At 42.0% G+C, this 25,791-nt stretch carries 24 protein-coding genes; 6 read left to right on the top strand and 18 right to left on the bottom strand.

Going from position 1 to position 25,791, the window contains the following annotated elements:
* Window positions 1-60 precede the first annotated feature (60 nt).
* From ACGF49_RS05605 to ACGF49_RS05615, 3 genes are all read right to left on the bottom strand, one after another.
* The gene (locus ACGF49_RS05605) at window positions 61-489 is read right to left on the bottom strand and encodes a hypothetical protein (RefSeq protein ID WP_262978605.1); all 429 of its coding nucleotides are present in this window, start codon (window positions 487-489) and stop codon (window positions 61-63) included.
* Window positions 490-1,372: 883 nt separating this feature from the next.
* Window positions 1,373-1,828 carry a hypothetical protein gene (locus ACGF49_RS05610; protein ID WP_113025418.1) on the bottom strand — a complete coding sequence of 152 codons (456 nt, stop codon included), beginning with the start codon at window positions 1,826-1,828 and terminating at the stop codon, window positions 1,373-1,375.
* Between the two features lie 170 nt (window positions 1,829-1,998).
* Window positions 1,999-2,886 carry a LysR family transcriptional regulator gene (locus ACGF49_RS05615; protein WP_113040987.1) on the bottom strand — a complete coding sequence of 296 codons (888 nt, stop codon included), beginning with the start codon at window positions 2,884-2,886 and terminating at the stop codon, window positions 1,999-2,001.
* 408 nt (window positions 2,887-3,294) lie between these two features.
* On the opposite strand from ACGF49_RS05615, the gene ACGF49_RS05620 reads away from it, so the two are divergent.
* The 3 genes from ACGF49_RS05620 (at window position 3,295) to ACGF49_RS05630 (ending at window position 9,199) form a co-directional block, all read left to right on the top strand.
* On the top strand, window positions 3,295-6,045 hold the full coding sequence (locus ACGF49_RS05620) for an amino acid adenylation domain-containing protein (RefSeq protein ID WP_113040988.1): 2,751 nt from the start codon (window positions 3,295-3,297) through the stop codon (window positions 6,043-6,045).
* A 45-nt stretch (window positions 6,046-6,090) separates the two neighbouring features.
* On the top strand, window positions 6,091-7,290 hold the full coding sequence (locus tag ACGF49_RS05625; protein WP_011146865.1) for an MFS transporter: 1,200 nt from the start codon (window positions 6,091-6,093) through the stop codon (window positions 7,288-7,290).
* 109 nt (window positions 7,291-7,399) lie between these two features.
* Window positions 7,400-9,199: a formyltransferase family protein gene (locus tag ACGF49_RS05630; protein WP_387490034.1), complete on the top strand. Its 1,800-nt coding sequence runs from the start codon at window positions 7,400-7,402 to the stop codon at window positions 9,197-9,199.
* A gap of 84 nt (window positions 9,200-9,283) precedes the next feature.
* Here ACGF49_RS05630 and ACGF49_RS05635 read toward each other — a convergent pair whose 3' ends face one another.
* The 4 genes from ACGF49_RS05635 to ACGF49_RS05650 are packed head-to-tail and all read right to left on the bottom strand — an operon-like array spanning window position 9,284 to window position 13,975.
* Window positions 9,284-10,561: an HlyD family secretion protein gene (locus ACGF49_RS05635; RefSeq protein ID WP_387490037.1), complete on the bottom strand. Its 1,278-nt coding sequence runs from the start codon at window positions 10,559-10,561 to the stop codon at window positions 9,284-9,286.
* The gene (locus tag ACGF49_RS05640) at window positions 10,554-12,032 is read right to left on the bottom strand and encodes a TolC family protein (RefSeq protein ID WP_011146868.1); all 1,479 of its coding nucleotides are present in this window, start codon (window positions 12,030-12,032) and stop codon (window positions 10,554-10,556) included. Before ACGF49_RS05640 ends, ACGF49_RS05635 begins: the two co-directional genes overlap by 8 nt.
* Window positions 12,025-13,239, bottom strand: a complete 1,215-nt coding sequence (locus ACGF49_RS05645; protein WP_267479155.1) for an ABC transporter permease — start codon at window positions 13,237-13,239, stop codon at window positions 12,025-12,027. The genes ACGF49_RS05640 and ACGF49_RS05645 overlap by 8 nt, the downstream gene beginning before the upstream one ends.
* The gene (locus tag ACGF49_RS05650; protein ID WP_228902390.1) at window positions 13,232-13,975 is read right to left on the bottom strand and encodes an ABC transporter ATP-binding protein; all 744 of its coding nucleotides are present in this window, start codon (window positions 13,973-13,975) and stop codon (window positions 13,232-13,234) included. The genes ACGF49_RS05645 and ACGF49_RS05650 overlap by 8 nt, the downstream gene beginning before the upstream one ends.
* Before the next feature lie 309 nt (window positions 13,976-14,284).
* On the opposite strand from ACGF49_RS05650, the gene ACGF49_RS05655 reads away from it, so the two are divergent.
* Together ACGF49_RS05655 and ACGF49_RS05660 are read left to right on the top strand one after the other, a co-directional pair.
* Window positions 14,285-14,707 carry a flagellar protein FlhE gene (locus ACGF49_RS05655; protein WP_011146871.1) on the top strand — a complete coding sequence of 141 codons (423 nt, stop codon included), beginning with the start codon at window positions 14,285-14,287 and terminating at the stop codon, window positions 14,705-14,707.
* Window positions 14,698-14,895, top strand: coding sequence for a hypothetical protein (locus ACGF49_RS05660; RefSeq protein ID WP_125043772.1), 198 nt, complete (start codon window positions 14,698-14,700; stop codon window positions 14,893-14,895). Before ACGF49_RS05655 ends, ACGF49_RS05660 begins: the two co-directional genes overlap by 10 nt.
* Here ACGF49_RS05660 and ACGF49_RS05665 read toward each other — a convergent pair.
* From ACGF49_RS05665 to ACGF49_RS05675, 3 genes are all read right to left on the bottom strand, one after another.
* Window positions 14,861-15,403, bottom strand: coding sequence for a GNAT family N-acetyltransferase (locus ACGF49_RS05665; protein ID WP_011146872.1), 543 nt, complete (start codon window positions 15,401-15,403; stop codon window positions 14,861-14,863). The genes ACGF49_RS05660 and ACGF49_RS05665 overlap by 35 nt on opposite strands.
* Entirely contained in the window at window positions 15,387-15,680 is a 294-nt protein-coding gene (locus tag ACGF49_RS05670; RefSeq protein WP_041380892.1) for a DUF1778 domain-containing protein, read from the bottom strand. Before ACGF49_RS05670 ends, ACGF49_RS05665 begins: the two co-directional genes overlap by 17 nt.
* Window positions 15,681-15,862: 182 nt before the next feature.
* Window positions 15,863-16,792 (bottom strand): hypothetical protein, encoded by a 930-nt coding sequence (locus ACGF49_RS05675; protein ID WP_113040991.1) that lies wholly within the window; start codon window positions 16,790-16,792, stop codon window positions 15,863-15,865.
* Between the two features lie 366 nt (window positions 16,793-17,158).
* Between ACGF49_RS05675 and ACGF49_RS05680 the strand changes: the two genes are divergently transcribed.
* A complete protein-coding gene (locus tag ACGF49_RS05680) occupies window positions 17,159-17,296 on the top strand; it encodes a hypothetical protein (protein WP_158536476.1) in 138 nt (45 codons plus the stop codon).
* A gap of 489 nt (window positions 17,297-17,785) precedes the next feature.
* Here ACGF49_RS05680 and ACGF49_RS05685 read toward each other — a convergent pair whose 3' ends face one another.
* The 8 genes from ACGF49_RS05685 to arnB all read right to left on the bottom strand — a co-directional run bounded on the left by ACGF49_RS05685 (window position 17,786) and on the right by arnB (window position 25,760).
* Window positions 17,786-18,271, bottom strand: a complete 486-nt coding sequence (locus ACGF49_RS05685; protein ID WP_011146875.1) for a C40 family peptidase — start codon at window positions 18,269-18,271, stop codon at window positions 17,786-17,788.
* Window positions 18,272-18,376: 105 nt separating this feature from the next.
* A complete protein-coding gene (gene arnF / locus ACGF49_RS05690; protein ID WP_113040992.1) occupies window positions 18,377-18,757 on the bottom strand; it encodes a 4-amino-4-deoxy-L-arabinose-phosphoundecaprenol flippase subunit ArnF in 381 nt (126 codons plus the stop codon).
* Window positions 18,754-19,095 carry a 4-amino-4-deoxy-L-arabinose-phosphoundecaprenol flippase subunit ArnE gene (gene arnE / locus ACGF49_RS05695; protein ID WP_011146877.1) on the bottom strand — a complete coding sequence of 114 codons (342 nt, stop codon included), beginning with the start codon at window positions 19,093-19,095 and terminating at the stop codon, window positions 18,754-18,756. Before arnE ends, arnF begins: the two co-directional genes overlap by 4 nt.
* On the bottom strand, window positions 19,092-20,753 hold the full coding sequence (gene arnT / locus ACGF49_RS05700) for a lipid IV(A) 4-amino-4-deoxy-L-arabinosyltransferase (protein WP_113040993.1): 1,662 nt from the start codon (window positions 20,751-20,753) through the stop codon (window positions 19,092-19,094). The genes arnE and arnT overlap by 4 nt, the downstream gene beginning before the upstream one ends.
* A 7-nt stretch (window positions 20,754-20,760) precedes the next feature.
* Entirely contained in the window at window positions 20,761-21,654 is an 894-nt protein-coding gene (gene arnD / locus ACGF49_RS05705; RefSeq protein WP_011146879.1) for a 4-deoxy-4-formamido-L-arabinose-phosphoundecaprenol deformylase, read from the bottom strand.
* Window positions 21,654-23,636 carry a bifunctional UDP-4-amino-4-deoxy-L-arabinose formyltransferase/UDP-glucuronic acid oxidase ArnA gene (gene arnA, locus ACGF49_RS05710; RefSeq protein ID WP_387490048.1) on the bottom strand — a complete coding sequence of 661 codons (1,983 nt, stop codon included), beginning with the start codon at window positions 23,634-23,636 and terminating at the stop codon, window positions 21,654-21,656. Before arnA ends, arnD begins: the two co-directional genes overlap by 1 nt.
* The gene (gene arnC / locus ACGF49_RS05715) at window positions 23,637-24,614 is read right to left on the bottom strand and encodes an undecaprenyl-phosphate 4-deoxy-4-formamido-L-arabinose transferase (RefSeq protein WP_011146881.1); all 978 of its coding nucleotides are present in this window, start codon (window positions 24,612-24,614) and stop codon (window positions 23,637-23,639) included.
* A complete protein-coding gene (gene arnB / locus ACGF49_RS05720; RefSeq protein ID WP_011146882.1) occupies window positions 24,615-25,760 on the bottom strand; it encodes a UDP-4-amino-4-deoxy-L-arabinose aminotransferase in 1,146 nt (381 codons plus the stop codon).
* Window positions 25,761-25,791: the final 31 nt, after the last annotated feature.

Consider the following 25,791-nt stretch of genomic DNA (forward strand, 5'->3'; position numbering starts at 1 on the left):
GCGAATAATATTTTCTATAAGAATTCTCACTCCTATCATTCCTAATGTCTACCGTCCTTATCATCCCCCGGTTCCGCCGCCTGTATTACCTCCTGTTCCGCCGCCTGTACTACCTCCTGTTCCACCGCCTGTACTACCTCCTGTACCGCCTCCTGTACCACCTCCTGTACCACCGCCTGTTCCCTTATCCTCCTTAATTAATACTCCGTTGATATATCCATGTTTCTTATATTCATACCCGGTAGTTCTAATAGTCACTTTTTTCGAATTAAGGTGTGCAAGAATCAAAGCTATTAAACTACCACTCCCTTGATAACCACCATCAGAGTTATCTAGAAGAAAATCCTGTGAAGTCCCTTTATCATCAACAATGATTACATGAACATTGTTTCTGGCTATTTCCGGAGCAATTTGAATGGAGGATACAGTTACATCAGAAATCGTCACATTAGGGGTAACTATATTATTAGAATTGTTTTGATCAATCATAATATATTATTCCTTATAAAATTAAATTCATACCAAGTTATAAATATAGAAGTTCATATTACACCTAAAAACTCAACTAATTTACTGAACATCCATATTCAACTATCATAATCCATAAACTTATAAAAAATTAAAACACTTTCTAACTTTAAAAATAGTGTAGAACCAATAGTGCGTCAATAAAAGAACAAAGAAAATAAAAACTAAAAAAAATAAACATTCACCATTAATTTATAATAACAAATTAAATTGCTGTATGTTTTTTTATTTTTAACCTAGTGCTAACATAGCGCATATATTGTGTTATTTACACTAAGCATACAGTAAAGAAAAAACCCTCCTAATAGTAGTGGTTAGCAATTATATAATCAACATAAAATTCAAGATAAAAAATATAACGGACAGATAATCTAAAATTCACATAAGTCATAGCAATAGAGCGAGATCCTACTATGCATATATGTTCACTTCAAAGAAAATTAATATCTGCGATTATATAGCCGATATAATAGATAACGAGGGAACGCTGTTTCGTATTAAAATCCGATCGGCCATTAAAAATCACAATAGCCAGTTGAATAGCAATCACTAAATCAGAAAAAAATGATATATACCCTATGGATTTCAAGATGGATCGCGACGGCAAGGGAGTGAATCCCCGGGAGCATAGGTAACTATGTGACCGGGGTGAGCGAGTGCCGCCAACAAAGAGGCAACTTGAAAGATGACGGGTATATACCCTATGGATTTCAAGATGCATCGCGACGGCAAGGGAGAGAATCCCCGGGAGCATAGGTAACTATGTGACCGGGGTGAGCGAGTGCCGCCAACAAAGAGGCAACTTGAAAGATGACGGGTATAGAATAATCTGACTCACTGTTCACTACTTCATAGTAAATTCAACTGACCATGCGTAGGTCACATAATTAGTATAGGTGATGGTTGCATTACAAACAGCACCACCACTCGGCGTTGCTCCCTTATTCCACTTCGGAATTTTAATGCCATTAGAATATGCGTTCACAAAAGTGGTCATAAATTCGCAGGTTTTAAACCCTATCTTATATCGCACCATCGCATAGTTTACGTCAGGTGAAAGCGGGCTTTGAACCTGATAATTATCGACGCCCCCTGGCCCTACGCTTGAACTAGGTTTAGGTGTTGCATTTACGTATGTACCGGATTCATTGTTAGTAATCATGGTATAAACAGCATCCGCGCTGCCAGACGCACCAAGATGCTTAAATGTAACTGTTACAGGCGGGCCTGCATAAGCAATACCTGCGGCAGTTAGGGAAGTAGTTGCAAACAGGGCCAACAACGATTTACGCACTAACATGTTAGATACTCTCCTTATGTTGTTTAAGATGGCTTACTGCGTTTTAATACAACTTTCTCTTCTATCTTTTTCTTCTATAACGTTATTGGAGCGCACGATATATGCGCCAATCCCAAAAGTAAATTTTCACTTTACGTATCTATAATACTAGACCACTTTGCAGAACTTATTTAAAAAGGTAAGAGGTTCTCCGCCATAAAATCTACAAATACTCTGACCTTAGGGGATAAATGACGACTTGATGGCCAAAGTATACGAAAAATTGTGGAACTTTCGTTATATTTATCCAAAACAGTGACCAAAGAACCTTCTTTCAACTGTCGGTAAACAGCAATATTCGGTACACAAGCTATCCCAAGACCATGCTCGGCAAAACAGACTTGCGGTTCTAAACTATCCGTCACCATATTGCACGGTAAGTTAAGCTCAATTTTCTTACCATCACGATTCAAAGGCCATGCGTTTAATTTCCCATTTGTTGGAAAGCGATATAATAAGCACGGATGGCTAACAAGATCTTCGGGTTCTTCTGGAAAACCTGCGGCCGCAAAATAGGCAGGAGAGCCGACAATAACCTGACGGTAAGAACCTAGCATCCTAGACATTAATCTGGAATCACGTGGATCACCGGTTCGGAGTACAGCATCAAATCCCTCTTCAATAACATCCACTATTCGATCTGAGCAACTTATATCAAGTTTAATCTCTGGATAAAGGCGATTAAAAGCAGCAAATTTCGGCATAAACAGCATACCAACTGACGGTAGGCTAATCTTTAACTTTCCACTTGGCATTTTCTGCATCTGGGATAGTTCAGTTTCAGCAGCCTCAACCTCATCAAGGATTCGCTTGCACCGTTCAAAGAATAATGTCCCTTCAGGCGTTAATGTGACGGTTCGCGTAGATCGATGGAAAAGGCGTATTCCCAGACGCTCTTCTAACCGAACAATAGCCTTACTAACCGCCGACGAAGAGATGCCAAGTTGTTGACCTGCAACTGTGAAGCTACGGGCATCAGCAGCCCGAACGAACACGTTCAATGACCCCAAACTATCCATATTTCCCCCATTGCTGACAGATTGGTCATAAGTGTTTTGAACATCATCCTACTGTTCACTGGTCTATGGTAGCAAGTAGTATAGGCGTTAGGAGAAATTATCTTATATCTACATATTTATTAATAAAAAAACAGATAACTCAGGTTTGCTAAATACAAGAATCATCAAGTCGATAAAGATAATTTATCCCAAGTATTTAATAAATAAACGTCAGAGTGGAAAAAGAACAAACATGATAGTTAATAATATTGAATAGCCCCTTCTTAAAGGAAGGATTTATAAGACCAGGAAATGATTTTCCTAAGTTGGAATATTTTAATTTTATTCCACAGGAATATCAGCTAGTTAAAGAAGAAGCCGATACGCTCTCCTTTTGGCTTCTCTCCTTAAATAAAGGTATAAAATAAGATGCAATCAACTCTCCCAATAATAAAATGGCGCAATATATTAAAAACAGGACAGTATCGAAAATACGATATCTCCAGCGCTCAACCGGCAAATGAAAATTGGATAACGTTAAACAACATTAAGTTACCAGCGAGTTTTCAACGAAAAGAGTGCCTACCGGGATTACTCTTTTCACACGTCAGATCAACTCCCTGGGCTACAGCAGTCATTCACGGTGAAGAGCGACTCAGTTATTTGGAAATGGCAATTGGCAGTGTACATCTGGCCTGCTATCTGCAAAACCTGGGATGTTTAGCGGGTGATTGCGTCGGTATATTTGTTGAACCGTCGATTGAGCAGATGATCGGAGTTTGGGGAACTCTTTTTGCCGGTGGTGCATATCTGCCATTGTCTCATGATTATCCAGAGGAACGACTTCGTTACATGATCCACGATAGCAATCTGAAAATGATATTTACCCAAGAAAAATTAAAGGAAAAATTGGTCAGGTTGGTTGCAGAAAATATCCATATCGTGACTCTTGAAGACGTAGAGAAATCATTTGAATCCAGTGCCATTACCAACAACACCCTCCATGACTACCTTAGCCCGGATAACTTGGCTTATGTCATTTATACCTCTGGAAGTACAGGGAAACCGAAAGGTGTAATGATTGAGCACCGCAGTATCGTTAACCAAATGTGTTGGTTAAATGAAAAATGCGATTTAAATATTGAAAAAACAATTATTCAGAAAACGCCCATCAGCTTTGATGCTGCTCAATGGGAAATATTATCAGTCAGTTGTGGTAGTCGGGTTGTTATTAGCTCATCTGGAACACACAGGAATATTCCCCAACTCATTGACCTGATTATTCGCCACAATGTGACCACGTTACAGTGTGTTCCCACGCTATTACAAGCACTGATCGATAATCATCAATTCCGGGAATGCCACACCCTTCGGCAAATATTCATCGGAGCAGAGAGCCTATCAAGAAAACTCGCCACTCAATGTATCCATACACTACCAAACTGTCTACTGATTAATATGTATGGCCCGGCGGAATGTACAATTAATGCTTCAGTTTTCCTTGTTAATCACTACCCAATATCTGACGAAGTTAATTCAGTCCCTATTGGTAAGCCGGTATCCAATACGGAATTTTTTATTCTCGATCACCACTATCAGCTCGCCTCAGAATATGAAATTGGAGAGATTTATATTGCGGGCACTCAAGTCGCAAGAGGATATCTGAATCGTCAGGATCTCACAGAAAAGCACTTTCTTGAAATTGCAATACCACCAAATACGCAAAAAATCCGGCTTTATAGAACCGGAGACCTGGCTTATTGGGATAAAGAGGGTAATGCCCACTTTGCTGGTCGGAAAGATAATCAAATTAAAGTGAGAGGGATGCGGGTCGAATTAGAAGAAATAAAAAATGCAATAGAGGTTATCGATCAAGTGAAACACGCTGCAATTTTGGCAGAAAAAGACCCTCAACACCGTTCGACACGATTAACCGCCTGTATTGAATTAGCCGATGAAACAATACGCCAGCAAGCAAAGTATGACATTACTTCAATTCTGCGGAGTGAACTTAGCAAAACATTACCGGACTATATGTTACCTGACAGATTTTTGTTCCTGGATACCATGCCGCTAACTTCCAGTGGAAAAATCGATTTCGACACATTACAAGTACTGGTCAGCACAGTATCACACAGTCCACAGGTACTCCCAAGCACCTCGACAGAAACACAGATCGTAAAGATATGGGAAGAAGTGCTAACGCGAGAAAGCATATCTACCGAAGATGACTTCTTTGCTTTAGGTGGCAATTCTCTGATAGCCGTCCATCTGATACAACGTTTAAATGAAGAATTTGCGTTATCGCTACCTCTCCATACTCTATTTGAGGCCGCAACGGTTAAACAATTGGCAAAAATCGTTGAAGGTGAAGTAACCAGATTATCTTCACGATTGGCCTGTTTACAGGAAAAAGATGCTGGATTACCTGTCTTTTGCTGGCCAGGATTGGGTGGATACCCAATGAATTTACACCTGCTGGCTACACAGATCTGCACTGATCGATCATTTTATGGCATCCAAGCTTACGGAATTAATGAAGGAGAGGTTCCATACTCCACCATAGCCGAAATGGTGATTCAAGACATAACAGAAATCAAAAAATTACAACCTACTGGCCCATACACGCTATGGGGATATTCTTTTGGCTCTGTATTGGCTTTCGAAGCGGCTTACCAATTAGAACGAGCCGGAGAACATGTCGAAAAGGTGGTTCTAATCGCTCCAGGGCTCTCGAAGATAAAATATCACGTTAATTCCACGGGAACAGAAAACGGGTCTACTTACCAAAACAATGAGTTGATATCACTATTATTCTCTGTATTTGCGGGCACTTCTCACAGTTCAGCGTTGAATGAATGCCTGGCTAACGTTATCGATGAGCAAAGCTTTGTCTCTTTTGTTCATAAGCACTACCCAACTCTGGCCCCTACGTTAATTGTTCGAATTGCCAGGATAGTTATTCAAACCTACGGACAGAAATATTCAGCAACAGAACTGCAAGAACGAATAATCAAGGCGCCAATTACGGTGTTTAATGCACGTGACGATGCCGTTTCTTTTATCGAAGAAGCAACACCCTACCTAAAACATCCCCCAGAAAATATCAATCTTAACGTTGATCATTTCGAGGTACTTAAGGAATCAGGTGTTAACGAATTAGCTCGATTCTTGAGTTGATTGCTTCTGCAAACAACACAATGAAAATTATTTAAGGGGGGTTCCATGATTAAAGAAAAAACTGCCACTCATGCGGGCAGTACCAATTTTCCTTTCGTTGCTCTACTCGCGTTAGCAATGACGGGATTCCTTGCACTTCTCACAGAGACATTCCCGGCGGGCATTCTATCCCAAATAAGTGACAGCTTGGCCGTTTCTGAAGCATTAGCTGGTCAATTCGTTACACTCTACGCAATTGGCTCACTTGTCGCTGCGATTCCACTGACGACAGCAACACAAGGTTGGCGCCGTCGCCGATTACTCTTGATGGCACTTACGGGTTTGTTAGTCTTTAATACGCTCACCGCGTTAACGTCTAACTATATAGTGGCACTTGCGGCCAGACTTCTTTCAGGCATGGCAGGCGGCTTAATCTGGGGAATGTTGGTCGGCTATGCCCGACGGATGGTACCCGATCATTTAAAAGGACGTGCATTGGCTGTAGCCGGTGTCGGGGCACCACTGGCACTCTCTCTTGGCGTGCCATTAGGAACGTTCATTGGTGGAATTGTTGGCTGGCGTACAACTTTTGGTTTGATGTCTATTCTAACATTGGTCGTTATCGCATGGGTCATGTTGAAAGTCCCTGACTACCCAGGACGGACTGCCGAAAAACGTATACCGATCAAAAAAGTTATCATGATCCCAGGAGTACGACCGGTATTAAGCGTTCTTGTTTGTTGGGTACTGGCTCACAGTATTCTTTATACCTATGTATTGCCTTTTGTGACACAGGCGGGGCTTGCTACCAGGATTGATCTTGTGTTGTTAGCCTTTGGTGTGGCGTCGTTGCTTGGAATATGGATGACAGGGCTGTTAATTGACAAAATGTTACGTTCGTTGGTACTGATAAGTCTTGCCCTATTTACATTCGCCTCTCTCATACTTGGTGTTATCGGTACTCTTCCTGTCTTTGTTTTTCTTGCCGTGATCTTATGGGGGCTAACCTTCGGCGGTGCCGCTGCCCTACTTCAAACTGCATTGGCCGAATCTGCCGGGGAAGGTGCAGACGTTGCTCAGTCGATTCTTGTTACCTTATGGAATTTAGCCATTGCAGCCGGGGGCATTATTGGCGGGATATTACTTGAAACACTTGGTGCCAGCTCGTTCCCGTGGACCTTACTTGTTCTGTTAGTGCTAGCTTTGTTGATCGTCTGGAATTCAGGCAACTATGGCTTCCCTCATAAAGGAATCAAAGGTAAGTGAGCAATATCGGGGTTTGTCTGTGTTTAAATGCAGTTCAAGGCAACTAAGCCTATGAACTTTACTTACTCTCAAACAAATCCCTTCACTCAATAACGATAAAGGGGATAACATGCCCGGCGAATTCACATCTTCAACGCAAGAGAAAAAAAATAGCACTGATAACACACTAACCGATAACACACTAAAAGTTGAAAAGTGCAAAATTGTAAACCACTCCACTAGAAAAGCTCGATCTTGTGTCGTCATCGGTGGTACAACACTTGCGATACGTTGTACCCAACAACTTCAAGCGGCCGGATACATAATTGTGGCTATTTTTCCCACGGAATCTCTGTTTTTCGAATGGGCAACTTCTCAAAATATACACTGTGTTGAAGCACTAGAAGATCTCTTGACGCTCTCCAAAACTGAGTCAATATGCTGGCTTTTTTCCATAGTCAATCCAGTTATTCTCCCTACTCTATTAATCAATCAGTTCTCTCAAGGTGCTTTCAACTACCACGACGCCCCTCTACCACGCTATGCCGGCAGCCATGCCACTTCTTGGGCTATCCTTGCCGGTGAGTCTCAGTATGCTATTACCTGGCATTTAATCGGATCTATGGTCGATAGCGGCGATATTGTTGTGCAGCGTCATGTTGATATTAAAAATACCGACACCGCACTTTCACTGAATCTTAAATGTTATCAGGCTGCTGCCGAAGGATTTACCGAACTATTAAACAACCTAGAGAACGGTGATATACCCCGCCGACAACAAGATCCTGATAACCGCAATTTTTTCTCAAGACGTCGCCGGCCAGACGCTGCTGGCTGTCTATTGTGGAATAAAAAAGCTCAGGAATTGTCATCTTTGGTCAGATCTTTAACTTTCGGAGTTTACTATCCTAATCCACTCACATTACCTAAAGTTCTGCTGAGAGATCGCCTGGTATCGATAAGCACACTACAAGTGATGTATACACGTTCCGATCATAAACCAGGTACATTGTTGGGTATTAGCGAGGACCATTGGCTAATGACTACAAGTAGTGAAGATATACGTATTTCGTTTGTTAATAGCCGTGGCAACCCAATAAATGCACTCACCTTAGCCAATCAATGCAAACTTGACATTGGTGATCAACTCCCCACAATTGAAAGATCAAATATTAAGACGTTAACAGATATACATGAACAACTTACCGAACAAGAGCTATTTTGGCAAAAAAGACTAGAGCGTTTTTCAACACCAATGCTGCCTTTTAAATTGCGGGCAACGATAGATAAAATACCGGATTGGCATGTGTCTGAATGGAAAACAGTACTCAATCATAGTTCTTTTATTTCAACTGAGCTCGTTCAACATATTATATGCGCTTGGTTTATCTATTTGGCTCACACATCAAATGATACTCAATTTCAAGTCGGATGGGCGCAAGCAGGAGATGCTGTTCATTCTTCAAAATGGTCCTCCTTTTTCGCCATGATCGTCCCAATGGAGGTCCATATCAATTTACAACAACGTCTTACAGAGATTTTAAATTCAATATCGTCTGAACAGCAATTGCTTGAACAACATAGAGTTTATCCCCGCGATATGGTCTCCAGACAGCCAGTATTACGCACAATCAATCTATTACATAACAACCGTCCGTGGCCGATTGGTATTTCTGTCATCTCTGGTTACAGTGAAGATCTAACGAACAAAAATGCCATACAGGAACATGCAATTGTCGGAGAAATAATGACATTACAGATTGATCAAAATAAAGGAAATTTCCGCTTCATATATAACAGCAAATTAGTTGCAGTAAATAATATTGAACATGTGGCATCTGATCTGGCGCTATTGTCGAATGTCATTGCAGACACGAAAAATTTAAATATGACTGCAAATGAACTTCCAATATACGCATTTTCACGGTGAGATATTGCACCAAAATTAGCAAAAACTGCCGTAAACCCTCGCTCAATGCGAGGGTGTCGCAAAAAATCAATGAGGTTGCGTCAGTTATTTCCGCGCAGGAACTTCAACATAGCCTGCCTCCAACCCGATCACCTCCACACCTTGAGGAACGGCATGCCCCGGTGTCACGACAATCTGCTGGGTTTGTGCGTTTAATTCACGGCGATAAGTGACGAAAGTTCGTCCATCAGGGCCGGTATGTAATGCCTCGGCTGGCAAGGCCAATCCACGTTCATTGCGATAGGTGACAATAGCCAGTTTCGCACTCATACTCAGCCGGATACGCTGCCGCTGTTCGGGAGTAAGAGGATCAATTGCCACTAATAGATCATAGGTTACACCCGCTCCCTGCATCTCCTTTGAACTCCCTTGTACACCAATTGTCTTAATTTGCCCCCGTAGAGATAGCCCGGCAAAACCATCCCCGGTTATCTCAACCGGCATTCCTTCATACACCTGATAAAGGTCAGCCTCTTCAATACGCGCTACCGCCTGGATTTGCTCCAAATTGATTACCCCTAACAGAGGTGTTCCCTGAGTGACACGTGTCCCCTTTTGAATAAATACCCCCTTATCTGATTCCGGTACCTGAGGGCGAATAACAATGCCATCAAAAGGAGAAACCAATTCACGTTGGGCTTGCTGGATCTGAAGCGCCTGATAACGCGATTGAGCATTAGCTAATTCCATATCAGCAATCTGGCGATTCTCCCCTGTGCCTTTATCGAGAGCAACACTCAGTTCCGCCTTAGCGGCGGCAAGATCGAGCTGTTGAACTCTGACCTGCTGCTCCAGTGTATCAACCTCCATACGGGGAACAATGCCACGCTCGAACAAAGCCCGGGTATCGGTTAGCTTACGTTCGGTATCGCTCAAACTTAACTGAGCATTCGTTAAAGCTCTACGTACCCTAGCGACATCCTGACTGTTCTCCCACCCCACCAAATCTTGTACGGTTTTTTGGGCTTTCAACAGTTCCGTGAGCGCCTGCCGCAACTGAATGTCCAATTGTGTCGTATCAAGGCTCAACAGGGGTTGCCCACGCTTAACGCGCTGGCCTTCAGTTACCATCACTTCAGCAATAACACCATCAAATGGCGCGGCAATCGTCAAACTGGTTGCCGCCTGAATACGGCCAACTAACCCAAGACGATTTTCGAGTCGTTGAGGTTCAACATGCACCCACCGTTGCGGTGATGATGTATCAATTGAAGAAGAAAACAAAACATAAGCAATGGTAGCCCCAATGACTAATGCAACAGCAAGTGTCACGAGCCAACGAGTCTTATATCTGAAACGGGCAAGTCCCCTGATCTTAGTCATTAAGTGCAATATCCCAACTCCCTAACGTAGTACCCAACGTTTCGTCCAACTCCGCTTGTGCATTTAAGTAAGTGATCAACGCATTGAGACGAACATTCTCTGCATTACGCAAATCGGTTTCAAAACTCAAGACTTGAAAGTTACTGGAGCGGCCCACCGTCAATTTTTCACGTTCAATCTCCAGCTTGCGCAGAGATAGATCCCTGGCACGCTGGGCGATCTCATATTGACGCCAACGCGTACCAATATCGCGTACCGCATTACCCACATTACGTTCTAGTGACTGTTTCGCCTCAGCAAGACGAATGTCCTGGTTCTGAACATCAACCCGCGCCCGCACTTCCGCCTGGCGCTGACTCAAATCGCCAATGGGTATCTCTACCTGAACACCGGCGTAATTTTCCCAATTACGAGAACGGTTTGATCCTGTTCGATCACGTACCTGACTAGCACCACCCACTAAAGAGACATCCCATAAACGTTCGTTACGGGCAACGGTCAGGTTAATTGCAGCCTGCTCCGCCGTAATCAATTGAGTGAGATACGATGGCTGTTGCTCTTGTGCCAAATGTTGCGCTTGGAGCAGGTTAATATCTACGCGCTTAGCTTCCAATCTGTCAGTAGCCTTTACCTGCGTTTGTAAGTCTAAGGCGAGCAATCGCAGCAATTCTAAACGACTGGTATCCAATTGATTAGCCGCTTCCTCCGCAGCCAGCTCCTGCATTGCAACATCAGCCTCCGTCTGGACAATCTCAAAAGCTGCCATTCTGCCTGCGGAAATCATAGCCTTGTTAACCTCCAGCAGTTGACGCGAACGTTCAAGAGCATCACGTGCGATTTGTAATTGTTCTTGAGCACGCAACAATCCACGATAAGCCATAATAACTTGCGTGATAGTCTGGGATACCGTCGCTTTTAGGTTCAAACGATTTGTTTGCTCCATCAATTGAGCAAGACGTACAGGTGCTGTGGCCACATCTTTGCCGGCACCACGCAACAAAGGCTGAATAACTGAGAATGAAACACCATCATTACGGCTACGACCTGCATTGTCTGCCCATGTCGTCCGATTCGTCCAAGATAGACTGAATCGAGTACCATATTCTCCAAGCAGCGTAGATGTGGGTGTAATCTCGCTCTGGCGATAGCGATCGCTTTGATTACGAGCAGCAATATAACGGCTATTAATCAGTAATTTTGGCGTAAAACGATCTTCAGCAACGCGTAAATCGAATTTCTGTGCAATTCGATCCAGATAAGCACTGCGAATCGAACGATTATTTCGTAACCCTAAATAGATTGCATCGCTGAGTGTCAGACCAATAGTTTTCTGATTAAGCGAAATTGTATCCGTTGCAGGCATGGTTGCCTGTGATGGATTCAACGGCTCCGCTAACGCTGGTTTGACAGATGCAACTATTATCAAGGCAATGATGATGCCAATAGCACGTTGAAAAACTTGGCTAATCATCACGAAGTGCCTCTACAGGTTGTAATCTGGCAGCCGCTAATGCCGGATTGATACCGAAAAATAGACCAATCACTAATGAACTAGCAATACCCAGAGGCAAAGAGAATAGGGATAACGTAAATACCCAACCCGAAAATTTTACAAATAGGTATCCCGCCACTACCCCCAATAATGAACCAACCATTGCACCAGCAATTGCCAGAATGGCAGCCTCCAACATAAACAGTATACCAATATCCATAGGCCGAGCTCCCAAAGCCATACGAACACCAATTTCACGCCTACGTTCCGAAACATTCATCAGCATGACATTCATCACGCCCACACCTCCCACCAGCAACGAAATTCCCCCTAAGCCCGCGAGCAAATAGGAAAATGTTCTTGCCTGACGCGTCAATCCATCAAGCAATTGTTTCGGGATATCAACTTCAACCTGACGACCTTTTGATAATGAGACAAGATAGTCACGTAACGACACCGCGTCACTGTTTAGCGTTGTTGTGTCACGTGCTCTGGCAATAACGCTTCCAATTTCTGGCGCAGGCCGCAACCGCCGCATTGCTTCGATAGGCAGTATGACGGAATCATCAATAGAACCGGGGAGTAAAGGGTTCGGTCCCTGAACAGCGAGAAGTCCTATCACTTCAAACAGATATTCCCCAATCTGCAATTGATTACCTATCCGAATAGGTTGATTAGCGACTTTTAATTGTTTGGCAATATTCGCTCCGAGCACGGCATAGGTCGTTTGGCGATCATAGTCCGATAGAAAACGCCCCTGCTCGATTTGTAAATCCAACACCGCAGCCAGATCAGAGGATGTACCGGTAATATTCGTATCGATCCCTTGTCCTTGAAAGCGTATACGGGTTGAGTGCAATGTGAGGGGCGCAGCATGTGTGATAGTCGGTATTGTACGAGTCAGCGCCTGAGTATCCAGCGTAGATGGCGCGGGTTTGACATCGGTACCTGGAGTAAAACTGAAATGAGCAACTAAAATATTGCTTCCCATACTTTTAAAAGTGCTGATAGCTTCATTAACAGCATTATGACCGATGTTTAAAAGTGCAATGACAGAAGCACACCCAACTGCAATACCAAGCAAAGCAAGCAAGGAGCGCCTTCCTAGCAGACGCAGACTACCCAGTGATTCACACAGGGCCTGCGCGAAGGAAAAACCGTAGCGACCAGAATTCACATTAAGCATCGAGGCTATCCAGCCACAGATCAGTTTCGGAAAGCCGCCCACCATTAACATAGAGGCAGCGCTGCATATTTTTGGCTATGGCTTCATCATGTGTAACCATGACGAGCGTAACGCCTTGCTCACGGTTCAATGACAGAAGAAGTGCCATAATATCACGTGCTGTAGCACTATCGAGATTGCCTGTCGGCTCATCTGCCAGAATCAAAGAAGGCTTACCAACCAAGGCTCTGGCAATGGCAACACGTTGCCGCTGTCCCCCGGAGAGATCAGCCGGACGATGGTAAATACGACCCGCCAGACCAACCAACTCAAGCTGGTATTTCGCTTCCTGCCGAGCTAGAGAACGAGAATATCCACGATATAACAATGGTAGCGCTACATTATCCAACGCCTGCATTCTGGGAAGTAAATTAAAACTCTGAAACACGAAACCAATTTCCTGATTTCTTATTCTCGCCCGTTCATTAGGAGTAACATTTGTTATATTAACGCCACTAAACTGAAAATATCCAGAAGAGGGTTGATCCAGTAAACCAAGAATATTGAGTAAAGTACTTTTACCCGAACCGGAAGCACCGACAATAGCACAACTTTGTCCGCGCATGATGGTGAATGATATTTCATCAAGTACTGGGTAATATTTTTTCCCCATACGATAAGATCGACAAATATTTTCCATGTAAATCAGGGCTTCCTGACATGGGGAAGTGGTGATTGTCATGTCTAATTTATTCATCGTTTTTAACATCCATTAAACGTATCGCTGACTCCACTTGATTGTTTAGCAGGTTTTATATCATGGGGAAATCCTGTTGTAAAAGATTACGGTCTAAGTGACTGGCAAAAGCATCGAATAGCAAAATATATTAGATTAACTTAACATAAATTCAAATTCCCCATTGCTTTTTGGTGTTAATCCACCCAAATTACTCCTGCCTACTTTGGTATTGCGTACATGCTTTTATAAAAATTCAGGAGATACACGGCGCGAGATCAAAATGTATATCTAAGTTCTCGCAATAGAAAATTATCAGGTATTGGGGTAATGGCTATGAAATTAAAAAAAATATTTGGTATTGGTGGCGCTTTATTGTTAACTATATTCTCACAGACAGTACCTGCGGCAAGTGGCAGCTATCACTCTTCAGTTGTTTTGCCCACACTATATTCTAAAAATTTCTTAGAAACTGTTAACGTTCCTATTGTCGGTTCTCCTCCTGCAACAGGAAAGATTAACAATGTATCTTGGACTTGGAATGTTGTTGGATGGCCTCAGAATTTATCGGTTTATCTTTGTCAGGGAGATACCAGCAGTTGCATAGATATATCACGCACACGAAGAATGTCGACAGACGCATTTAATAAGAGAAGCCCGGCACAACAGTTCCTTTTCGCCTTAAAGGTTGGAAACGGTAACGTTATGCCGATAGCAGGTCAAACCGGAGAAATTACTGTCAGTTGGCAATAACACTTCAATATACCCTATGGATTTCAAGTTGCATCGCGACGGCAAGGGAACGAATCCCCGGGAGCATAGATAACGATGTGGCCGAGGTGAGTGAGTGCAGCCAACAAAGAGGCAGCTTGAAAGATGACGGGTATAACTCGCCAAAGATTGCCGTCAGCATGATAGGCGGCAATTCTGACTTATTTTGAAGGTACTCGTGACTTCTATACAAGTTTTGATGGGTAGCCACATTTCGAGACGTGAATTATCGTTAGGATCGGCTGGCAAAAATCCATATTGCTGATAAAACGGAATAACTTCTGAGGTCATAGGATCAACAAACAGCCCAATCGCTGAAACTTGCTGTGCGACCAACACTGTCCGATAAATGGCATCAATCAATAGCTGTTCACCTATCCTTTGCCCCTGATGTGAACAATCCACAGCAAGTCGGGCCAATTTTACCGCACTAAGTGGATGAGGATATTTTTTGTAATCCCTATAGGCAAGCGGAGTTGTCACCGAATATCCGGTAAGTGTGTGATATCCGATTATAATCGTGGGCACGGAATCTCGGCAGGCCACATAAGTTTTTGAAATATGCTTTACGGTTTTCTGCCGAGCTTGCTGTTGTAAGAACTTATTTAATTCACTGACACCACAATCAAACGCTTTACGACCATGTTGCTGGGTGATTTCTTTAATGATTACCGACATTCACTGTATCCTTATAGTGCTTTGCGGCTTTAAGTAGTTTAGCATTTGCTTTTGGCGGGTTTTCCAAAGCTGCCAGCAAAGCATCAGCCCCCTCTATCGAAAGATGTAAGGTTTCAGTTCGTTCAATCACGTTACGCGCTCTCTCCATTGCCGATTCAATAAGAAACTGTGAAAGTGTTGCGCCGGAGTAATCAGCCGCCCTTTGTATGATCTCTTGAATCTCTATGGAAGTTCTTGCAACTAAACGGGTCTCTTTACGTTCTGTATTAGTAGCCATGATTTCATCTGCATTTTTAGTCCATATAAACATGGTGCCATTATGGCATACAAAATAGACGTTTATCCATATGTATGCCGAAAAGGCATACATAGATACTCAAGGATATATTATTCCTACCGATAAGATGACGGCTCTAGCCGCCATCTTGGTATCTCTTGGATGGTTAATCCTATTTAATCCTATGGCAGTTCAACCCCCTTATAACCAGATAAAATCAACTCCCATTCCCGTTGGGCAAACCATGTCTGGGCTTTGCCATCATAATGAAGACTATCAGGTAGAAAAACACCAAACTCAGTCGCCTTTCCGGTATAGTCGGGTGAATTCCGTGCATCAATTAGCGTTCGATATTGGGGATCATCAGCGATAACATTATTGATTGCCTTGAGCACATAGCGGGTGTTGATGGGATCAAACGCAACTGAAAGTGGATAATACAATCTCCACGGTATACTGCGAGAACCCAAAGCATCACTGATACCAGTAATGATACGGGTAAAATTCCACTCTGATATCTGTGCCGCCAATAAACTTTCGGTTTCTGCTTCCCATTGGTTCCAATGGACAGCCAAAATGCGAGGATTTTTGCCTAGCTTACACAGTGATTCGACTGCCATGCGCAAAGTTCTGACCGCGCGGGGATAGAGTGATTCCACATCGCAGGGATCACGCTCAGGCGCCCAACGATTATCTGGTGGATTATCCAGATACATACCCTGACCACCCCAGCCCATCAAAATGACATAAAGATCAGGCAAATTAAGCGCATTCCCCTGATTTATATGGTCTTGCCAAAGTTTAGCAAAACGGTTGGCAGCATTGACGGAGTGATTTTGATTGCCACGAAGTAAACCAACAGGAGCACCAATATTGGCATTACCAAAGCTAGTCAGCCCTGTCCAGTTGATTGCGGGAAAGTCAACGCTGTAAACTTCTGGCAGAGATAATGTGAATACGTTTTTTAAACCTTGTGTAATTTCTTCATCTTGTGGTAATTGTGTTCCATGACCATAACTATTTGATTGCCCAAGGATGATAAATAATGGGGCATCATTAGGTCCCCACGGAGAATATTTTATTTCTGGAAAATAAGGTTGTTTATCTGTCATCAGTTTTCCTCTTGATATGATTTAAGTTATTAGGTCTATTCTCTTCGCCAAAGTATAATTAATTTATGGAAGATAAAAATTATTTGGCTAATCAATCATATTTATGGTGCGAGAATGTAAAACTGTTTTAAAATAAAATAAATAAATCCCTGATTAGCCATTATTAATATCAGATTATTATGTTCTTACTTTTTTCTTTAAAATATAAATCTAATATTGTTCTTCATAGGTTAATTGTTAATATTTCACGATGTATTCCCCTTTGGCAAAAAAGATGCTGAAATATAGCAACTGATCTATACCCTATGGATTTCGAGATGCATCGCGGCGGCAAGGGAGCGAATCCCCGGGAGCATAGATAACTATGTGACCGGGGTGAGTGAGTGCAGCCAACAAAGAGGCAACTTGAAAGATAACGGGTATAATCCTCATGAAAATACACCTATTAGTCTAATCTGGCAAATAAAAACACAACTCATAAAAACAAGTCGATTTAATAAATAATGTTTAAGTTTTCCGTCATAAAATAAGATTTTATTTCTGAAAAAAAATTTATTGAAAATATGCAAATAATATATTGCTACATTTAAAAATATAGTTATAAACTATAAAAACATTAATCCAGTAATTCATACAATAAATAAATAAATAAATAAATAAATAAATAAATAAATTACGCATCCCTAAAAATTATAATAGCGGCACACTATAAATAACAAAATAATAAACATTATAACCAGCTCATTGTATATTAAGGAACTGGTTATTTATTTTTAAACTTTTTTAACTAATATACCTTAAAACAAAATCAGATATTACCTGACCAAGTTAAATGCAATATGGATAATTTATTTACTGTCATAAAATAATTATTGTTTTAGATGGTTAAAATGCAATTAATAAAATTAGAATTACTGATAATAATTACTGAGATTTAAATAAAAATGCTATCTTAATAAGAATAATTTTTACAATTCGCGGATAAAAACGGACTTAAATTCTCCGGGCTTGCCAAAAAGCTTTCTTCCAGTAAACATTATTCATAGATGAACGAGTAACACCTTTATGGGTTGATGCATGAATAAACTGGTTATTGGCGTCATAAATGCCAACATGTAACCCATGTTCGCCACTAGCTGTTCTGAAAAAGACCAAATCACCCGGCATTAAATCGCTTTTATCAATACGGGTCCCTAATTTTATTTGCCCACCGGTAGTACGAGGTAATTGAATATCAAACCGATCACTGAAAGTACGGTAAACAAAACCAGAACAATCTACCCCCCGGCGATCCATTCCACCATAATGATATGGTGTACCACGCCATTGATTAAGCTGCTCCTTAAGCTGAGCAATCACCATGATTGGATCAGAAAGCGCCGTCTTTAACACAGGAGCCGGAGTCCTGGGGGCATGACTGGAACAGCCAATAAGTAACAGACTGAACAATAAGAGTAACTCTTTTATTCTTATTATCATTAACCCCTCCTCATAAAATCAGCAAAGCAAGGTGACTCTATCCAGAACTCAATAAAAAAACAAGTCTGTACTTTAAGTAAAACAGTTAAATAGTTATTTCCTTCTTCATTCTGGACGGCTAATCAACCAGACACCATACAAAATAAAAATCACGCCCGCAGTTTTCAATAATGTGATGGTTTCATTAAACCAAGGCAATAAAGCCACCATTAAATAGACAAAGACATAACTTAAGCTTATTAATGGATAAGATTTATTTAATGGTAAATATTTTAGCGTAAATAACCAACACAACATAGATAATAGATATCCAGCCAGACCAGCCATTACCGCCACCAGAGAATGGCGATGACTCCATAGCCACTCAATATCAAACCAATGCAAACCAAGATTCAACGCTGGCAAATTGACAACACCCCATTTCAGTAATAACTGGGCTATTGTCACCAGTAATACACTAATTAATCCCCAAATATAACCTTTCATTCATTCAAGCTCATCAGCAAAATTCCCAACATGATAAACACAACCCCACTCCAATGTTTTATGCCCGCTTTTTCCTGATAGAAAAATTTCCCCGCCAAAGTGACCATAATAAAATTTATACTCAACATTGGATAAGCAATTCCTAACGGCAATATCTGTAATAAACGAAGCCAAAATAACATGCCAACAGCCAATAGAATCACAGCCCCTATTAACCATTTCAGCGCAGATGCCCGCTGATAAACATCACTGCGCCAACACATCACAGCCTGCTTCTGACATAACTGACCAGCACATGTCAGCAAGCTAATCAGCAACAATAAAGAGAAACTTATCATGGTTGCTTCTCATAAACCAAAATAGCAAAGCGATAATTGCGACTAATTTGATCTGCCTTTGGCAAATCAGGTAATTTTTCATCTTTATATAAATGAAAGAGTACTGATACCCGCCCTTCTTTACGTGCTTTCGCTAACCATTGCGGAAAATCTTTATAGCTGATATATCGATATCGTCTATCTGGATAATTCAACCCATATTCCAGTTCTCCCCAACGTTCAAACATATAAATATCACTACGCTTCATCTCCCAAGCGACACTGGTCGCAAGACCAACACTTTCCGACAGGATATAGCGACTGCCTGCAAGTTCCTGATGGTGTAACTTAATAAAGTTCTGCGGTAATTTGGAATTAACGGTATTTTCAGGCAAAGCATGACCTATCACTAAACTGACAACAATGGAGCAAAATGCCGCCAATAACCAGTATTTCCCATTCAACGCAAAACACAGATAACCGATAATTCCCCAAATACCAAAAGCAACAATCGCTAAAACCCATTTAAGCCATTCTGATGGCTGATATAAAGCGTGTTTTGTCACTACTTCCATAGCAAACAGAACTATTACCGCCAGCAGACCAAGAAATACGTTAACCATTCCATTGATCTTAAGTAACTCCATCTTGCCATTTTTAACGCAATCGGCACCAAATTTAGCCATCATCATTGCCAATGGCGCCATACAGGGCAGGATATAAGTTGGCAATTTTCCCTTCGCAATACTGAAAAATAACAATGGCACGACAAACCAGCAAAGTAGAAAAAACATTTCAGGATTGGATTTTCTTTCTTTCCAACTTTTCATCACTGCCCCAGGTAATAATCCCAACCACGGGATCACACCAAGAATAAGAATGGGTATGTAATACCAGAACGGTGCAATATGCTGTGCATCATCGGAAGAAAAACGCTTAATATGTTCAACCCAGAAGAAATAGTGCCAATAATCAGGCTCACGTAGGGCAATTGCAATCACCCACGGTAAACTGATTGCTATCGCCGAAATAATGGCAAGTGGGCCAAAGCAGACTATTTGCAGGACCCGCTTCTGATAAATGACAATGGGCAACATCACAATGACCGGAACAGCCAATGCCAGAAACCCTTTAGTCATAAAACCCATACCACAGCACAAACCGAGCACCAAATATGCCATTATCCGCCGTCTGGTACAGTCTGTTTTTAGCCCCCAGAAGCTACACATCATGGCAGCCGTTACCCACAAAGAAAACATCGGATCGAGTACGCTATAAGTGCCAATGGCAAATACCAGAAACATTGAGATGTAGATAAGGCTAGTGGCAAAAGCAATATGCCGGTTATGCCACATCATCATAGCAAGTCGATATAATAAAATTGCGCTGATAAAAATACAGAAAACCGATCCAAAACGGACAGCAAAATTATTATCACCAAAAATCCATTGGCTAATATTATTGATCCAATAACCCGCTACAGGCTTTTCAAAATAACGAATATCCAGCAAATACGGAACAATCCAGTCTCCTCGTTGCAGCATTTCACGACTGATTTCTGCATAACGAGTTTCATCAGGCTGCCATAATAGGCGGCCATTCAGGGGTAATAAATAGGTAAGGACAAAAAAAAGAGCCATCAAAAAGGCCCCAACCTTACACGCCCGGTTATTCAACATAGATAAGTTAAGCCTCTTGTTGGCATCCTAACCACCCTTCTCTACCGGGAAATTCAGAACGAACAATTCTCCCGACAGGTAGTCTTTGTATATTTTCAGGTAGTAGATGGCTCAATGCACAAAATTGTATGTTTTCCTGATGAACCATTTCCAACAGTGTTGCAAACTCTGTGGACTTGGACATCCCTTCAACTTCCGTATGGATGGTATATACCGGAACTCCCTGGCTGTTTTTCATCTTATCCAAGATAAACTGGTTAAAATCTTCATCTTTAACCTGAATGCCTATCACTTCGTCATAAGTTGGCAACGTCACCGGAATTTGCACGGTACCAAGAGTACCATCAGGCAAGATGGGCCTGAATGGATGAGTTCCCCGACAATCGCTGTTGTAATCAAAACCAAACTGTTGCTTTACCGCGAGTACGCGTTCATCAGCCCGCCAACCCGCAACAGCAGAACACGTTACCCGTTGACCAATTGCCTGTACCAATGCATCCACGCCCAATTTAACCTGCTCTGTTAACTGAGCTTCAGACCAACGGCCAACTTTCGCCTGCCAACGCTGATGATCCCAGGCATGCAGACCCACTTCATGGCCTGCATTCAGCGTTTGTTTCATCAAGTAGCCTAAATCTTTAGCAATCTTCTTACCCGGCCATGCAGTCCCCGCCAGTAAAATATCAAGACCATACAGAGATGCTGCATTTGACCTCAACATTTTCCATAAGAATTTTGGCCGTAAAAGACGCCACAAATGGCGCCCCATATTATCCGGCCCAACACTAAAGAAAAAACTGGCCTGAATCTGATGTTTTGCCAAAATTTTGAGCAGCTTCGGTACTCCTTCAACGGTTCCTCGATAAGTATCCACATCAACTCTCAAGCCAATTTGTTTCATTAATTTTTCCCTAATTCTTCCACGGCGCCACGCAAGAAGAAATCCAGTGTTTCATTTATCGTCTGTTTCATGTCAATGGTTGGTTTCCAACCTAGTAACCGCTCCGCATTTTTAATACTTGGCTTACGGTGTTCAACATCCTGATAACCTTTACCGTAGTAACTGCCACTTTCAACCTTTTTAAATCCAGCAAATGGAGGAAAATGATCTCTCAATTCATGGTCTTCAAAGCTATCAAGTAATATTTCTGCCAATTGGCGAATACTGGCTTCATTAGTTGGATTACCAATATTGATAATTTGACCGTCACATAGCCCCTCTCGGTTTTCAATAATACGAAACAGCGCCTCAATACCATCATTAATATCAGTAAAACAGCGTTTCTGTTCGCCACCGTCTACTAGTTTGATCGGTGAACCTTCAACTAAGTTCAATATTAATTGTGTGATCGCTCTGGAACTGCCAATACGTGCGGAGTTCAAATTATCCAAACGTGGCCCCATCCAGTTAAATGGACGAAATAGTGTGAATTTGAGTCCTTCTTTCTCGCCATATGCCCAGATAACACGATCTAACAATTGCTTAGATACAGAATAGATCCAACGCTGTTTATTGATTGGACCAACAATCAGACGAGAGTCATCTTCATCAAATTCTTTATCATCACACATTCCATAAACTTCTGATGTGGACGGGAATATAATTCGTTTATTGTATTTAACGCAATAACGGACAATCTTTAGATTCTCTTCAAAATCCAATTCAAATACACGCAGCGGATTACGGGTATATTCAATTGGAGTCGCAATGGCTACCAATGGCAAAACGACATCACACTTTTTAATGTGATATTCGATCCATTCAGTATGGATATTGATATCACCTTCAATGAAGTGAAAACGCGGATTACTAATAAAACGCTCAATGGCGGAAGAACCGATATCCATACCATAAATATCATAGTTGCCATCACGTAATAGACGTTCTGTTAGATGATTACCGATGAAGCCATTCACACCGAGAATTAATACACGTTTCCGGTGGTTAATTTGAGTAGTTGCCTTTGGGCCAACACGTACATCAGTCACCATGCTCATATCTACTGCCAGGCGGTGGCCCTGAACATACAAACCCGATTCACTTTGCCCATTGATAATTTCTAACGTGCCTTTTCCACAGGCAATAATTAACGGATCTACCGATAATACTGTTCCCGGCTGTTTGTCATGCGTCTCATTCAACGGGCAGGCACGCCAGATAGTAATCTTACGCTCACCTAAGAAAGTAAATGCCCCAGGATATGGCTCAGTTACTGCCCTGACAAGATTGTTAATTTCAGTAGCTGATTTGTGCCAGTCAATCTCACCATCCACGGCAGTACGACGCCCAAAGTAAGTTGCCTGACTTTCATCTTGAGGTATGGCAGGATAAATTCCCGCTTTGATCTGGGGTAATACTTGATCAAACAGTTTTTCCGCTGCTTCACGAATTTTACCGTGCAAAGTCAACGCGGTATCTGTCTCTGCAATAGCAACCTTATGCTGAGCAATAATATCCCCTGCATCAGGTTTCAACACCATTTTATGCAGGGTTACACCTGTTTCCACTTCACCATTCAAAATCGCCCAGTTAATCGGGGCACGACCACGGTATTTTGGCAACAGTGAACCGTGCAGATTGAATGCACCTGTACTCGCCAGCGATAAAATATCTTCACTCAACATATCTCGGTAATAAAAAGAGAAAATCACATCAGGTTTCAGTTCCCGGATACGTTCAATCCAAAGAGGATGATTAACATTTTCTGGCGCAAAAACCGGCAGCGCCAAATCTGCACTTAAACGGGCAACAGAAGAGAAAAAATGGTTTTCATTAGGATCATCTGTATGGGTAAATACCGCCTGAATATCAAAACCAGCTTTGGTTAAAGCATTGATCCCGACACAGCCGATATCATGATAGGCAAATACAATTGCTTTCATTTAGTACTCTTCCTGGTTGTCGTTGGTCTTGTTATCTCCGACCACTTTTTGAATAAAATAACGTGGGCGTGCACGAACATCGTTATAGATACGGCCTATGTATTCACCTAATAAGCCCATCGCGACGAACTGCGCGCCAATAAATATGAAAAGGAGAGCAAACAGGGTAAATACCCCTTCTGCTGCCCATATGGCACCGAAAATCAGACGTAAAACCATCAATAATACAGCCAGCAAAAAACCAGAAACTGCAATCACGCTTCCTACCACACTCAGTAAACGCAAAGGTGCTGTTGTCAGGCAGGTTAGCAAGTCATACATCAGATTAATCAGCTTCATGAAGCTATATTTGGAATCACCAAATTCACGCTCTGCATGAGCGACATCAATCTCAATGGTTTTGCGGGCAAAAGTGTTTGCCAGAATAGGAATAAAGGTGCTGCGCTCATGGCACTGCAACATGGCTTCAACAATATGGCGACGATAGGCACGGAGCATACAGCCATAATCGCCCATAGAACGGCCTGTTGCCTTAGTAATCATCGCATTGATGATTTTTGAAGCTGTTTTACGGAACAGAGAATCCTGCCGATTAGCTCGGCGAGTACCCACAACGTCATAACCTTGTTCAGCTGTTTTCACAAGACGGGGGATCTCTTCTGGCGGATTCTGTAAATCAGCATCAAGCGTAATAATTAAATCACCATTGACCTGATTAAACCCCGCCATAATCGCTGAATGCTGACCATAATTACGATTAAGTAAAATTGCGATAATATGATTTTCAGGTTGTTCCGCGGCCTGAATCAGAATTTCCGCAGATTTATCACTACTACCATCATCGACAAGAATAAGCTCATATTCCTGAGTCAATTGTTTACAGGCTGCTAAGGTTCTTTCCAATAAAAGAGGCAAACTTTCTTCTTCGTTATAAATTGGAATAACAACAGAAACTTTTTTAATTTGTTCAAATGACACTTATCTGTGCTCCGAAATAATTTCTTGTAAAGCATCAGTGACACGATCTACATCATCATCACTCATATCAGGAAAGAGTGGCAATGAACAGAGTGTTACTGAATTCCATTCTGATTCAGGTAATGACAACTGCGGATACCGATCCCGATAATATTTTTGTGTATGTGCAGCTCTGAAATGCAAACCTGTGCCAATATTCTTGTTTTTCAAACGTTCCATTAATGTGTCGCGATCAATGCCACAAACATCCTTATTAACCCGCACCATAAATAGATGATGTGCATGAATATGCTCATAATCGGGCACACTTAACATCTGCAAAGGCGAATCTTTTAATGCCGTTGAATAACGGGCGACAATTTGCCGACGGCGAATATTCATTGATTCCAATTTACTTAATTGCACAACAGCAATCGCAGCGTGAATATCAGATAAATTATATTTGTAACCCGGTTCTACAACTTCCGCCTGTGGTCTCCTGCCTTGAATCTGACGATCAAAAGCATCAATACCCAATCCATGAAACTTTAGACATCGAATTCGTTCAACAAGTTCATTGTTATCAGTAGCAATTAACCCCCCTTCTGCACAAGTGGCATTTTTTATGGCATGAAAAGAGAAAATCGCTGTGCCATGCTCACCAATCCATTCATTCTTATAACGGGTTCCTAATGCATGAGCGGCGTCTTCAATCAAGGGAATACCCGCCTCCTGAGCAATTCCACGCAATATATCTAAATCACAAGGCGCACCGGCATAGTGAACCGGAATAATCGCTTTGGTTCTGGAAGTAATCGCTTTTTTCACTGTCTGCGCGTCGACCATTAAAGTATGACGATCAACATCAATCATGATTGGTTCAGCACCAAGCAAGCAGATCATATTTATTGTGGAAACCCAAGTTTGAGACGGTGTAATCACTTCGTCACCAGGGCCAATTCCCAGTGCCATTAGTGTCAGATGCATACCCGCCGTTGCCGAGGCCAAAGCAACCGCATGTTTGCAACCAAACATGCGGCAAAAGTCCTGTTCCAATTGATGATTTTGCGGGCCTGTTGTAATCCACCCCGAACGAAGAACCTTCTCTACTGCCTGAATTTCTTCATCACCGATTGCAGGACGAGAAAATGGAAGAAAGCTATCCATAAAACACAGTCCAATTCATTCATAATATAAC

The organism is Photorhabdus sp. RM96S (assembly GCF_042879335.1).
Classification (GTDB): Bacteria; Pseudomonadota; Gammaproteobacteria; order Enterobacterales; family Enterobacteriaceae; genus Photorhabdus; species Photorhabdus kayaii.

Coding starts and splice junctions, on each gene's coding strand:
- ACGF49_RS05655 (WP_011146871.1), top strand. CDS start 14,285: ATGGCTATGAAATTAAAAAAAATATTTGGTATTGGTGGCGCTTTATTG.
- ACGF49_RS05605 (WP_262978605.1), bottom strand. CDS start 489: ATGATTGATCAAAACAATTCTAATAATATAGTTACCCCTAATGTGACG.
- arnE (WP_011146877.1), bottom strand. CDS start 19,095: ATGATAAGTTTCTCTTTATTGTTGCTGATTAGCTTGCTGACATGTGCT.
- ACGF49_RS05685 (WP_011146875.1), bottom strand. CDS start 18,271: ATGATAATAAGAATAAAAGAGTTACTCTTATTGTTCAGTCTGTTACTT.
- arnB (WP_011146882.1), bottom strand. CDS start 25,760: ATGGATAGCTTTCTTCCATTTTCTCGTCCTGCAATCGGTGATGAAGAA.
- arnT (WP_113040993.1), bottom strand. CDS start 20,753: ATGTTGAATAACCGGGCGTGTAAGGTTGGGGCCTTTTTGATGGCTCTT.
- ACGF49_RS05630 (WP_387490034.1), top strand. CDS start 7,400: ATGCCCGGCGAATTCACATCTTCAACGCAAGAGAAAAAAAATAGCACT.
- ACGF49_RS05620 (WP_113040988.1), top strand. CDS start 3,295: ATGCAATCAACTCTCCCAATAATAAAATGGCGCAATATATTAAAAACA.
- arnA (WP_387490048.1), bottom strand. CDS start 23,636: ATGAAAGCAATTGTATTTGCCTATCATGATATCGGCTGTGTCGGGATC.
- arnD (WP_011146879.1), bottom strand. CDS start 21,654: ATGAAACAAATTGGCTTGAGAGTTGATGTGGATACTTATCGAGGAACC.
- ACGF49_RS05640 (WP_011146868.1), bottom strand. CDS start 12,032: ATGATTAGCCAAGTTTTTCAACGTGCTATTGGCATCATCATTGCCTTG.
- ACGF49_RS05635 (WP_387490037.1), bottom strand. CDS start 10,561: ATGACTAAGATCAGGGGACTTGCCCGTTTCAGATATAAGACTCGTTGG.
- ACGF49_RS05665 (WP_011146872.1), bottom strand. CDS start 15,403: ATGTCGGTAATCATTAAAGAAATCACCCAGCAACATGGTCGTAAAGCG.
- ACGF49_RS05615 (WP_113040987.1), bottom strand. CDS start 2,886: ATGGATAGTTTGGGGTCATTGAACGTGTTCGTTCGGGCTGCTGATGCC.
- arnF (WP_113040992.1), bottom strand. CDS start 18,757: ATGAAAGGTTATATTTGGGGATTAATTAGTGTATTACTGGTGACAATA.
- ACGF49_RS05675 (WP_113040991.1), bottom strand. CDS start 16,792: ATGACAGATAAACAACCTTATTTTCCAGAAATAAAATATTCTCCGTGG.
- ACGF49_RS05645 (WP_267479155.1), bottom strand. CDS start 13,239: ATGCTTAATGTGAATTCTGGTCGCTACGGTTTTTCCTTCGCGCAGGCC.
- ACGF49_RS05610 (WP_113025418.1), bottom strand. CDS start 1,828: ATGTTAGTGCGTAAATCGTTGTTGGCCCTGTTTGCAACTACTTCCCTA.
- ACGF49_RS05670 (WP_041380892.1), bottom strand. CDS start 15,680: ATGGCTACTAATACAGAACGTAAAGAGACCCGTTTAGTTGCAAGAACT.
- ACGF49_RS05625 (WP_011146865.1), top strand. CDS start 6,091: ATGATTAAAGAAAAAACTGCCACTCATGCGGGCAGTACCAATTTTCCT.
- ACGF49_RS05650 (WP_228902390.1), bottom strand. CDS start 13,975: ATGAATAAATTAGACATGACAATCACCACTTCCCCATGTCAGGAAGCC.